This is a genomic window from Alistipes intestinihominis (genome assembly GCF_040095975.1).
GTDB classification, from domain to species: Bacteria; Bacteroidota; Bacteroidia; order Bacteroidales; family Rikenellaceae; genus Alistipes; species Alistipes senegalensis.
In genome coordinates, this window is the sequence record NZ_JBBMFL010000001.1 from 248,681 (window position 1) to 260,604 (window position 11,924).

At 62.3% G+C, this 11,924-nt stretch carries 6 protein-coding genes; all 6 read right to left on the reverse strand.

All coding sequences use genetic code 11. From position 1 onward, the window contains the following. Positions 1 to 12 precede the first annotated feature (12 nt). The 6 genes from WMO46_RS01075 to WMO46_RS01100 all read right to left on the reverse strand — a co-directional run bounded on the left by WMO46_RS01075 (position 13) and on the right by WMO46_RS01100 (position 11,915). A complete protein-coding gene (locus WMO46_RS01075) occupies positions 13 to 3,189 on the reverse strand; it encodes a SusC/RagA family TonB-linked outer membrane protein (protein WP_195497022.1) in 3,177 nt (1,058 codons plus the stop codon). Between the two features lie 157 nt (positions 3,190 to 3,346). After that, positions 3,347 to 4,654 carry a glycoside hydrolase family 88/105 protein gene (locus tag WMO46_RS01080; protein WP_302588098.1) on the reverse strand — a complete coding sequence of 436 codons (1,308 nt, stop codon included), beginning with the start codon at positions 4,652 to 4,654 and terminating at the stop codon, positions 3,347 to 3,349. Positions 4,655 to 4,667: 13 nt separating this feature from the next. Then, positions 4,668 to 5,867: a glycoside hydrolase family 88/105 protein gene (locus WMO46_RS01085; RefSeq protein WP_195497020.1), complete on the reverse strand. Its 1,200-nt coding sequence runs from the start codon at positions 5,865 to 5,867 to the stop codon at positions 4,668 to 4,670. Positions 5,868 to 5,915: 48 nt separating this feature from the next. Continuing rightward, the gene (locus tag WMO46_RS01090; protein ID WP_227901009.1) at positions 5,916 to 7,316 is read right to left on the reverse strand and encodes a family 43 glycosylhydrolase; all 1,401 of its coding nucleotides are present in this window, start codon (positions 7,314 to 7,316) and stop codon (positions 5,916 to 5,918) included. 13 nt (positions 7,317 to 7,329) lie between these two features. After that, entirely contained in the window at positions 7,330 to 9,192 is a 1,863-nt protein-coding gene (locus WMO46_RS01095) for an FAD-dependent oxidoreductase (RefSeq protein ID WP_278965376.1), read from the reverse strand. Continuing rightward, on the reverse strand, positions 9,189 to 11,915 hold the full coding sequence (locus tag WMO46_RS01100; protein ID WP_349093607.1) for a glycoside hydrolase family 2 protein: 2,727 nt from the start codon (positions 11,913 to 11,915) through the stop codon (positions 9,189 to 9,191). The genes WMO46_RS01095 and WMO46_RS01100 overlap by 4 nt, the downstream gene beginning before the upstream one ends. Positions 11,916 to 11,924: the final 9 nt, after the last annotated feature.

Sequence of the window (11,924 nt, forward strand, 5' to 3'; positions counted from 1 at the left end):
CGTTCTCCTTGATTAGAAGTTGACTTCGAGTCCCAGCGTGAAGGTGCGCGACATGGGATAGCTCATGCCGTTGTTGCGGTTGCCCTGCTCGGGGTCCCAGTATTTGATGTCGTCCCAGACGCAGAGGTTGTTGCCCAACATGTAGACGCGCGCCGCGTCGAGGCGGATCTTGCGGAGGAAGGTCTTGGGCAGGTTGTAGCCGATTTCGAGGTTCTTGAAGCGCAGGAAGTTGCCGCTCCGGAGCCACCACGTGCTGGCCTCCTTGTTGACGTTGTGGCTGTAATGGCTGTGCAGACGCGGCATCGTGACATCCTGGCGCGGGTTGTCGGCCGTCCAGCGGTCGAGGAACAGCGTGCGGTAGTTGGACTTGTCCTCGTACCAGTTGAAGGGCCAGAAGTGGTTGTTGCCCGACGCCAGCAGCACCGACGAGTTGCCCGTGCCCTGGAAGAACGCGCTCACGTAGAAGCCTTTGTACTCGACGTTGAGGCCGAAACCGTAGTTGATTTCGGGATTGTAGGGGTGTCCCACGCCGCGCTTCTTGTCGTTGCTGTCGATCACGCCGTCGTGGTTCAGGTCGGCGTACTTGATGTCGCCCGGGCCGAGGGTTCCTTGCAGCGCGACGATCGGAAGTCCCGGACGCAGCTCGTAGGAGTAGGTTCCGTTGGGATTCTGCGTGCGGATGAAGTCGTCCTCGGTGTAGAGGCGCTCGGCGATGTAGAGCGTGTTCTCGTTCACGCGCGTGCCGGTGATCCGCTGGTAGTCATAGAGCTGGTTCAGCTCGTCGTATTCGACGATCTTGTTGCGCGCGAACGTGAACGTACCGCGGGCGCTGATGCGGACTTTGCCGAAGTCGTGGCGGGCGTTCAGGCTGGCATCGACGCCCCAGTTGTCCACGATGCCGTAGTTCTGCCACGGTTTCGCGTGGAATCCGGCGACTCCGGGGACCGTGTTGCGCTCCAGCAGGATGTCCTTGCGGCGGTTGTTGAAATAGTCGGCCGTGAGTTCGATTTCGTTGTCGAAGAAGCCGAGGTCGAGTCCGACGTTGCGCTTGGTCTCGATCTCCCAGTGGATGTCGTTGTTGACGAAGCGCAGGTCGTAGATGCCGGCTCCCATGCCGTTCGAGGCCGAGGTGCCGATGCCCTGGTTGAAGGTGTGGCCCTCGGTGTTGAACGTCGCACGGTAGAGGAAGCGGTCGGTTCCCGTGTCGTCGTTACCCGTGCGGCCCATCGAGAGGCGGATTTTCAGGTTGTTCATCACCTTTTTCAGCCCTTCGGGATAGAATTTCTCGTTGGAGACGAAGTAGCTGACGCCGACGGCCGGGAAGAAGCCGAAACGGTTCTTCTTGGCGAAGGTTTCGCTGCCGGTGTAGCCGAAGCTGCCCTCGATGAAGTAGCGGTTGTCGTACGAGTAGGTCACGCGGCCCACGACGCTCTGCTTGCGGTAGGGAAGCACCGGATCGTTCTTCTGCTGCTCCTTCTGCATGTAGAGGAGCATGGCGCTCACGTTGTGGACATAGTTGAACGTGCGCTGGTAGTTGACGGCGCCTTCGATGTAGATCTTGCGCAGGTAACTCGTCGAGGTGAATTTCGGGTCCGAGATCTCGGGCGATCCCGACGAGGTGGTGGTGAAGACCAGGTTGCCTTCGGCGTCGCGGCCGCTGGCGTGGTAGAGGCTCGGCCAGTAGTCGCGCAGCGTCGCCGAACTGCCGTCGTAGTCGAAGCTGACGCTTCCGCGGACGCTCAGACCCGGGGTGATGAATTTCAGGTCCTGTTCCAGTTTGATGTTCGACTGGATCTTCACGCCCCACTCCTGGCGGTAGCCCTGGTTGTAGAGCATGTTGTAGGGGTTGCGGTTGTTCGAGTCGGCCTGCTTTTCGTAGCTGGCGAGCGTGCCGTCGCTGTAAATGGCCGGGAAGAGGTACGACGGCGTGTGCAGCATGAAGCTGAAGATGTCGTCGGCCGAACGGTTGGCCGTGCGGCGGTGTACGTACTGGCCCGAGAGATCGACGCTCAGGCGCGTGGTTTTGCTCACTTTCAGGTCGATGTTGCTGCGCAGGTTGTAGCGCTCGAATCCGAAGTTGCTGTCGTATTTGCCGTTGGGGTTCTCCTTGAAGACGCCGTCCGACTGGTAGTAGGCCATCGAGACGAAATATTTGGCATTTTCGGCACCGCCGCGGAAGTTGAGCGTGTAGCGCTGGCTGTGCACGGCTTTGCGGACCAGTTCGTCGATCCACTGCGTGTTCGGATAGAGGTCGTTGTCCGCGCGGTCGCGGTAGAGCTGGATTTGCGCGGCGCTGAAGCTGGGCGTGAGTCCGTCGTTGGACCGGGCCTCGTTGGCCAGTTCGAGGTAGTCCCACGAATCGACGAACTCGGGCAGACGCTGCGGCGAGGCGATCGACTGTTCGATGCGGAACGAGATTTTGGGACGGGAGATCGTACCGCGCTTGGTGGTTACGAGGATGACGCCGTTGGCACCCTCGGCGCCGTAGACGGCCGTCGCCGCGGCATCTTTCAGGATGCTGAACGTCTCGATTTCGTCGGCTTCGATGTTGTTGATGTCGCGGGGGATTCCATCGACGAGCACCAGCGGGTTGGTTCCGCCCTTGAAGGTGCTGATGCCGCGAATCCAGAACTCGGCGTCGTCGCGTCCCGGTTCGGCGCTGCGCTGGATGCTGATCAGACCGGCGAGCTGTCCGGCGAGGTTGCTCGTCAGGTTGCTCGACGACGACTGCATCAGGTCGCGCGACCCGACGGTGGCGATCGAGCTGACCATCGCCTGACGTTTCTGCTTGCCGTAGCCGACGATGACGACCTCTTCGAGCTGATCGGTGTCGGATTGCAGCTTGATGTTGAACACCTCGCGGCCGTCGGTCGGGAGCGTCTGCGACAGGTAGCCGATGTAGCTGATCGTGATCTGCTGTTTGGGCAGTACGTCGATGACGAAGAGACCTTCGGTGTTGGTCGTCGTTCCGACGTTGGTGTCCTTGATGTAGACGGTGGCGCCGACCAGCGGCGACCCGTCGGCGTCGGTGATGGTTCCGGTGATGCGTCGTTTCCCTGTCTGTGCGGAGGCGCCCTGTGCATGGACTGCATCGACGCTCACCGACAGGAACATCACGAGAAGCAGGGCGATGCCCGCGCTTTTCAGCGCTCTGGCGTACCCGATGCTTGTTTTATAAAATTTTTCCATACGGTTTTGGTTGATTGATGATGATGATTCGGAAGGGTTCGGACCTCGAAAGCCCGTAGTCCGGAAAGCGGGTCGCGCCCCGGACCGAATGTTTCTTCATTCGGTCTGCTGTGTGTGTTTCATAGGCTTGCAGGTAGGTTTAGGGTTGTTCTGTCGTTTATTGTTTCTGTTCGTTGGCCAGTTCGGTCAGCGCGTAGGCGCACCACATCACGGCCGCCTGTCCGTGCAGGTCGCCGGTGTATTTGTCCCGGTCGCGGTAGTATGCGTAGCTCGTGCCGGCTCCGGTTCCGCAGCAGACGTTCCGGATTTCGAAGTTGGTGTTCAGGTAGTTCTGGATTCCCAGCCACCCTTTGCGGGCGACCGTGCCGTAGGTCTTCTCGTCGAGCCAGCCGTTCTTCACGCCGAGGATCATCGCGTAGGTGAACATCGCCGATCCGGAGGTCTCCTCCCACATGTCGCCCTGATTGGGATGGATCAGCTGTCCCCACAGTCCGCTGTCGTACTGATAGGCGCTCAGCGTGGCCATCATCTTCTTGTATTCGGCGAGAATCCGGTCTCGGTAAACGTCGTATTTCGACGATTTGGGAAGCATCCGCAGCATTTCGGGCATTCCGACGGCCATCCAGCCGTTGCCGCGCGCCCAGAAGAATTTGGCGGTGGGGGCGTGGTAGAAGATTCCGTTCTCGCCCGGAAGTTCGTCGAGGTAGAGAATCATCTCTTTGGCGGCCCGTTCGATGTATTTCTCGTCGCCCGTGGCCAGGTAGGCTTGCGACTGGAGCGCCGTGATCATGAACATGTCGTCGATCCACAGGCGCGTCTGGTATGAATAGCCCAGGTTGTGATAATACTCGGGGTTCTTCATCTTCTCCAGGTATTTCTGCTCCGTCGGCAGCTCCCACTGCTGGTCGGCGTAGCGAAGCCCCAGGTCGAGGTATTTTTTGATCTCCGACTCGGCTGCGCCGCGCTGTTTTTTGACATGGTAGATGTGGAGCGGCACGGCGCCGAAGATGTTGTAGTCCACGGCGTTGTTTTCCGTGCGGGGGATCTGCGTCACCAGACTCTTGTTCGGCTCGACGCTCTTGTCGTCCACTTCGAGGAACTGGTCGAACTTGGCCACCAGCCGGTTGAACAGGTCGTTGTTGCCCGCCGCTTCGGCATACCAGAAGGCTCCCAGCCAGGCGCAGACATCGGGGTAGGAGGTCAGCGTGCTTTTCTTGGAGGAGTGCATGTCGCCCCAGTTGGAGTTGCCCGAGCGGATGAAGAGATCGACGACCCCTTCGCCGACCGTTTTGGGGTCTTTCCGGTCGGGGAAGCTGACCAGATCGTAATCTTCGACTTCGGGCGTCGGGTCGGGCTTGGGTTTGGGCTTTACGCCCGATCCGGAGGTCGCTTTCTCGCTGCATGCCGTCAGGCACAGCCCGGCCGCGGCGAATCCGAGAAGGATGGTTTTCAGAATCTTGTGCATGATAGGGATCGGTTTACCGTTTCGGGGTCAGTTTGTAAGGTTTCACGTCGCAGGAGAGCGCATAGGCGCACCACAGCATGGCGGCCTGTCCGTGGAGGTCGCCGGTCAGACGGCGGCGGTTCTGATACCAGTCGAAGCTGTTTTTGGCGCCGGTGCCTTCGCAGACGTTGCGGAGATTGTCTTTCTCGTCGAGGTAGGAGAGCAGCGCCAGCCAAGCCTTGCGGGCGGCCGTGCCGTAGATTTTCTTGTCGAGCCAGCCGTTCTTCACGCCGAGGATCATCGCATAGGTGAACATGGCCGTCGAGGAGGTCTCCTTCCACGAGTTGGGGTTGTCGATGATCTGACGCCACATGCCGTCGTAGCCCTGATAGCGCAGCAGCGTCTCCATCATCTGCATGTAGGCCGCCCGGATGCGCGGCAGGTAGGGGTTGTCCTTCGGAAGCATGCGGAGCATCTCGGCCATGCCGACGGCCATCCAGCCGTCGCCGCGGCCCCAGAAGTAGGGCGTGCCGGTGTGGTGGTAGAAGAGTCCGTTGGGACGCTGGATGCGGTCGAGGTAGAGCGCCATCTCACGGGCGGCGCGGTCGATATACTTCTTGTCGCCGGTTACCAGATAAGCCTGGGCTTGCAGGTCGGTGATCATGAACATGTCGTCTACCCAGAGCCGGGTTTGCCACGAGTAGCCCTCGTCGGCGTATTTTTTCGCTTCGGACAGCTGCTTGTAGTGCTGCGGATTCGCGGGCAGCTCCCACTGTCCGTCGGCGTACTTCATGCCCAGTTCGAGGTATTTCGGATCGTGGTTGCGCTTGTAGATCTCCAGAGGCACGGCGCCGAAGACGTAGAAATCGACGACGTTGTGGTCCTTGGGGAAGAGGTTGGGTTGCAGATTCTTCTGCGTGGTGAACAGCGGTTCGAAGCGCTCCACGAGCCGGGTGTAGAGGCTGTCGTTGCCGGTTCCGGCGGTGAACCACAGCGCCCCCAGCCAGGCGCAGACATCGGGATAGGTCACGAGGGTCACCTTGTGCTTCGAGTTGATGTCGCCCCAGTGCGAGTGCGGGGTTTGGAGGTAGCGTTCGGTGAGCCTTACGCCGATCTCTTCGGGACGGCATCCCTTCGGGAATTTTTTCAGGTCGTAGCTTTTCTGTGCCTGAGCGTTCGGGGCCGCCGCGAACAGCAGCAGCAGGGTTTGTGCGGCTAACAGGAATTTTTTCATCGGTTTGCGGTACTGTTATTCGGTTAGATTAACGATGCGGACAGGTTTTCAGAGGGTTTCGCCCGAGGGCAGCAGCAGCGGTTCGCCCCATCCGGCTCCCTCTCCGAAATCGGGGGTTCCGTCGGCGTTCCACGTGAATTTCTGGACGAAGGGGTAACGCTGGCCCCAGCCGCCGTCGGAGTAGCGCATGGCGTGGTAGACGATCCAGTCCTCGGTTCCGTCGGGCGACTTGGTGAAGGTGCAGTGGCCCAGTCCGTTGACGCCCGATACCGGCTCCTTCGTGTTGTCGCAGCGCCAGAAGGCGTAGTTGCTTGACTTCTGCCAGTCGGCCGGATTCATCGGATCGCCGTCGTTCATGTCGAGCATCAGCCAGGCCAGCCGGTAGTTCTTGGTCCACGAGGGGTTGCAGGAGTAGACGATGAAGAGCTTGCCCTTCTCTTCGTTGACGAGTATGGCGGGACCCTCGTTGATCTTGCGTCCGTCCATCGTCTCCCACGACTGCGTGGGGGTCGAGAGGATGACCATCGACGAGGAGATCGTGCAGGGGTCCGACATCGTGGCGATGCGGATCTGCTGAACGGCGTCGGTTCCGTTGCCCGACCAGACGGCGTAGCGCTGTCCTTTGAGTTCGAAGGTCGTCAGGTCGATGGCGTATTCCGTGTTCGCCGCGGTGGGCTTGATGCCCGGCTGGTAGTCGTAGCCCGTGTAGAGCATGCCCATGTCCTCCCATTCGCCCAGCGGGTCGTCGGTCTTCGAACGGAGCACGCCGCTGCGCTGGGTGCCGTAACCGGTTATTCCGTCCTGTCCGCGGCGTCCGGCGGCGTAGTAGACGTACCAGCGGTCGCCGATGTGGAACAGCTCGGGAGCCCAGAGGTCGGCGATGTTCCACGGTTTCGAGGGGCCTTCGTAGGGAAGGCTCCATTTCTTGGTGGTGGCATTGACCACCGTGAGCCGCATGGAGCGCGAGATGGCGATGCCGTTGCCGCTCGCCTTGCAGGTGTAGTAATAGTCGCCGTCCTTGACGATGTAGGGGTCGGGCATCGTGGCGATGTTGCCTCCGATGGTGATGGGGTTGGTGAAGGTCAGCGCCGACTGCGTGATGATGATTTCGACCGGATTGACGCCGTCGGCCGTGAAGCGTACGATGCCCGTGCGCTTCTCCGTGCCGTTCTCCTCGAAGGAGATGCGCACCGCGAGGTCGCCTTTGCCGCCGCTGCGGTCCACGCTGAGCCATTTGCTCCGCGGCTCGGAGGTCCATTCGGTGTTCGACGACACGAACACTTCGAGCGATCCGGCGGAGTTGGAAACCATCTTTTCGCTGAAATTGAGCCGGATGTACGGCTTTCCGGAATTGCCGCTGCCTGAGTCGTCCTTGCTGCAATGGCTGCAACACAGCATCATCGTGACAATGGCCAGGGAAGCGGTCAGAAAGGAGAGAATTCGTTTCATATTCATTTGTGTTTTAGAAGTTAGTCATTGCGATCCGGCGAATCCACTCCCGCCGGGTGGCCGTGCCGTCGGCCGTTATTCCGCGCCCTGCGAGCGAGCTCCACAGGCGCGCCGTGGAGGCGTCGAGCGGACGGTCGAGCCCCGCCTCCCATTCGGGGAAGAAGCCCCGCAGCGCCAGCCGCTGCACGGCGGCGTAGTCGGGATCGCCGGGGCGCAGGTCCCGCAGGTAGACCAGCACCGCTCCGTGGCGGAGCAGGCGCTCCTGCAACGAGTCCACGGGGATTTCGCGGACGTTCCGGCGGCTGTCGGCCGCCAGTGCGGCCGCCGTTCCGGCGGCTTCGCCCAGGGCCATCCAGCAGGGCTCCATGCGCAGCGTGGAGAATCCGACGTGGCTGCCCGAAACGGCTGTCGGGAAGAGCAGGTTTTCGACCCGCCGGGGAACCATCACGCCGTAGGGAACCGTGTAGACCGCCGTGGGGTGGCTGAAAAAGCCGTCGAGGTGTATGCGTCCCGGCTCGCGTTTGCGCACGGCGTGCGAGTCGAGGGCGTAGTGGCTCGCGGTGACCGAACTGCGGTGGAGCGGCGGGCGCTTCCCTTCGGCTTCGGGCAGGGCGTCCTGCGCGGTGAAGAAATGGCAGCCTTCCAGCCGCCGGCCCTCGCGGACGTAGACCTGACGCGGGAATCCGCCGTTGTCGCGGTATTCGTCGGCGGCGAGACCCCACCGCAGGCAGGCTTCGCGGAAGTGCACGGGCAGCGCCTCGTCGTGCTGGGCGAACCACAGCAGGCCCAGCGTGTAGTCGCGCAGGCGTTTGGCGAAGCGGTCGCGCCACGCCCAGCCGGCCGTCGGCCACGCTTGGTTCTCTTCGGGCAGGTCCGTGGAGATAAGCGCGAGGTGCTGGTTGTTGGCGTCCGTTTTGGCGTTCGGCAGGCGGGTCATGCTCGTCACCTTGGCCATGCCCCAGACATCGCCGGGGGCCGAGGTCCGCTCTCCGGCCTCGATGCGCCGGCGGTTCCGGGCGATGGCCGCCGAATCCGCCGTGCGGTAACGTGCGTCGGTGTTGCGGCCGTCCAGCACGTCGCCGACCAGCGAAACGTACTCTTCGCGGTCGTAGTTTTCGGGCCGGGGAATCGCCAGCCGGTTCTGCGGGTCGTCCGTCAGGCAGAGGCGGTAGTTGTAGGCTTGGATGGCGTCGTCGCCCTCGTAGGTCGTGCCTTCGGCGTCGGGGCCGTGCTTCCACCAGCGGTAGATCTTTCCGGCGCACGGTTCGCCGTATTCGGCGGCTCCTTCGCGCCCGGTCCGGAACGGAACTCCGGCGGCGGCGCCCAAGTCGCCTTCGTAGGTGGCGTCGATGAATACCGCGCCGCGGTAGTGCTCTTCGCGGCCCGTCGCACGGTCGAGGATGCGGATCGAGACGATCCGATCGCCCCGCTTCTCGACGTAGCGCGCTTCGGCGTCGAACTGGCGGCCCGTCAGGACCGTAATGCGTCCGGGGCCGGCTTCGGCGAGCATCCGTGCGAAGGTCTCCGCCGCCACCGACGGTTCGAAATGGTATCCGTCGCTGCAATCGCGCGCCTGCTGCGAACCGGCTCCGTATTTTTCCGTGTAGTGGGCCTTGTTCAGCGCGACGAAACGGGCGAACAGCCCCGCCGTGGCGCCCCGCGTGGCGATGTCCGTGGCGCCCAGTCCGTTGACCGGGAGTCCGCCGACGTGGTCCGAGCGTTCGAGGATGACGCTGTTTTTCCCTTCGCGCGCGGCGGCGACGGCGGCGGTGATCCCCGCAGGGGTTCCGCCCACGATCACCACGTCGTAAGTGTGCGGCCGCGCTCCGGCCGTGAAGGCCAGCAGCAGGAACAGGATGTGCAGCAGGGGTTTCACGGACGCCGGATTTTGACCTTGAATTCGCGCGTGTCGAGGTTGAAGCCCCGCACGACGAGCGTGTATGTCTCTTCGGGGAGTTTGTCGAGCGCCGTTTCGATGCGCACCGTCCGGCTCTCGCCCGGCATCAGGCAGAGGAAATTGTCGGTGTAGAACGAGGGCCGCACGGGCTTGCGCCGCTCGTCGAGCCACTGCACCTGCGTGAAGAACGCCACCGTGCGGCCGGTGTTTTTCAGCCGAAGGTCGATGTAGTGGCATCCGTCGTCCACCGAGGTTTCGTACGACGCGGCGACGCGGGTCCGGGCCAGTTCGCCGAGCGACTGGAATCCCGCCGTCGCCGGACCGGTGAGCGTGTTGGCACCCTTGTATTCGTTGTCCGAGCGCCAGTAGAAGTTGCTGCCTGCCTGCTTGCCGCGTTCGTCGAAGAGTCGCAGCTTGATGAACTGCACGGGGGTCTTCGACGCCGAGAAGTCCAGCGTCAGCACGTCGTTCGCAACGCCGTCTTCGGGAAGATCGACCGCCGCCGACTGCGAGTCGATGCGCCGCATGTCGAGGTCGTAGACCTCGGCCGTGACCCGGTAGCCGCGGTATGCGCGGTAGTGGTCGTTGACCACCGACACCGTGTTTTTCAGGTAGTCGAACTGCGGATGGAGGGGTTCGCAGGCGTTCTGCGCGGCGTAGAGCGCCGCAGTGGGTTCGAGCGACCAGTCCCACATGCGTCCGGCGACCTGGCGCACGGCCGAATTGTGGTACCAGTAGAGGAATCCCGACGTGTAGCGGTCGCCGTAGCCGAACTTGTTGTAGTTCCAGACCTCCCAGATGCTCTTGTAGTTCATGGCGCCGAGGAACTGCGCCTTTTCGGCGAACTCCTCGATGCTTTGCGAAGGTCCGTATTCGTTGGTCATGTCGGTGTAGAGCGTTGACATGAGGTGGAAGCCGTTGCCGTCGGAGTAGTCCCAGACCGCCTTGTTGACGGGCCACAGGTCCTTTTCGTCCATCATTTCGCGCAGGCACTCGACCGTCGGCAGGCACGGGGCGCCGTATTCGGGGTTGAATCCGTAGACGCGGCTGCCGCGCGGGGAGGCTTTGTCCTCGTAGTGGCTCATGATGTTGACCTGCTTGTAGGGGCTGCCGTCGTGGATGCCGCCGCACTCCGACTGCATCTGATAACCGCGCGTGCCGTCGAGCCTTTCGAGCAGACGTTCCATCTGCGGCATCTCGGTGCTCTCGTTCGAGGAGACGTAGTAGGCCAGCGAGGGGTGGTTGCGGATGCGCTTCACCGTGGAGACCACGTTTGAATAGTAGACGCCCGGATCGTTGGGGTGGTTGGTGTCGCCCGTCATCCAGAACTCCTGCCAGACGAGGATGCCCAGCGAGTCGCAGAGCTGGAAGAAGTAGTCCGATTCGGTGATGCCGCCGCCCCAGAAGCGGATGAGGTTCACGCCCGACTGGGCCGTGTAGCGCAGTTCGGCCCGGGTGCGTTCGTCCGACGTGCGGAGCATGGCTTCCGGCAGCCAGTTGGTGCCCCGGACGAAGAGCGGCCGGCCGTTGACGCTGAACGTGCGCGACTTGTCCGGCGTGTCGGTCGTCGAGGCGATCTCACGGATGCCGAAACGCGTCGAGATCGAATCGCTGACCCGGCCGTCGAACTCGACTTTCAGCGTCAGGTCGTAGAGCTCCTGTTTCCCCTTGTTCAGCGGCCACCACAGGCGCGGGTTGCGGATCACTAACTGCGGAAACTCTTCGGGGGTGAAGACCACCTCCTTCACCTCGCCGCGGTAGAGCGACACCTCCTTTTCGAAGCGGATGCCTTCGCCGTGGATCTCGCCGCTGACTTTGGCTTTCCGCCAGGTGTTCTGCGGGATGTAGTCGGGATAGGTCACCTCGACCGAAACGGTCTGGTGCGCCACATCGTAGCCGGGTTTCGACAACTCGGATTTCACGAACGGATGGGCCAGCCGCACGCGCCCGGTGGTGAAGAGCGTGATGTCGCGCCAGATGCCGGTGTTGCGGTCGCGGATGCCGTCGAGATAGAAGAAGTCCCACCCGACGGTCATCAGCTGGGTGACGTTGCGGCCGATCTCGCCGTTGCCGCCGTTCTGGAACTCCCCGTTGGCGCCGAACGACTTGCCGCCCTTGGGGCGTATCGTGCCGGGCATGTCCACGGGGTAGACCTTCACGGCCAGGACGTTCTTCCGGTCGAACGTGACCTTGTCGGTGATGTCGATCACACGTTGCAGGAACATGCCGGCCGTGCTGCCCACCATGCTGCCGTTGAGCCAGATTTCCGCGCGGTAGTTGATGCCGTCGGCTTGCAGCCAGACCTTCCTGCCGCCGCACTCCTTCCGGTCGAGCCGGAACTCCGTCCGGAACCAGTAGGTGTAGAAATCCCGTCCGGCGCGGTAGAGGTCGGGAATGAGGTTCGATTCCAGTTTGTTGTTGAGTCCGTAGTACGGTTCGGGGTATACGCCGTCGTGCACCAGCGAGTTGAGCACCGTTCCCGGGACCACCGCCGGCAGCCACCCTTCGGTTGGGAGCTCGGCGGAGGAGACCTCCTCGGAGCGTACGCCCACTTCGTCGGCACGTTTCATTTTCCAGTCGAACTGCCCGCCGTGGCCCTCCTGCGAGGTCAGGGTGCAGATCGTCTCGCGTTCTTTCAGGGCGCTCTGCGCCGGTGCGGCGAGCGGTGCGAGAAGAATGAGAAGCAGTAGAATTCGTGTCATTTGCCCGTG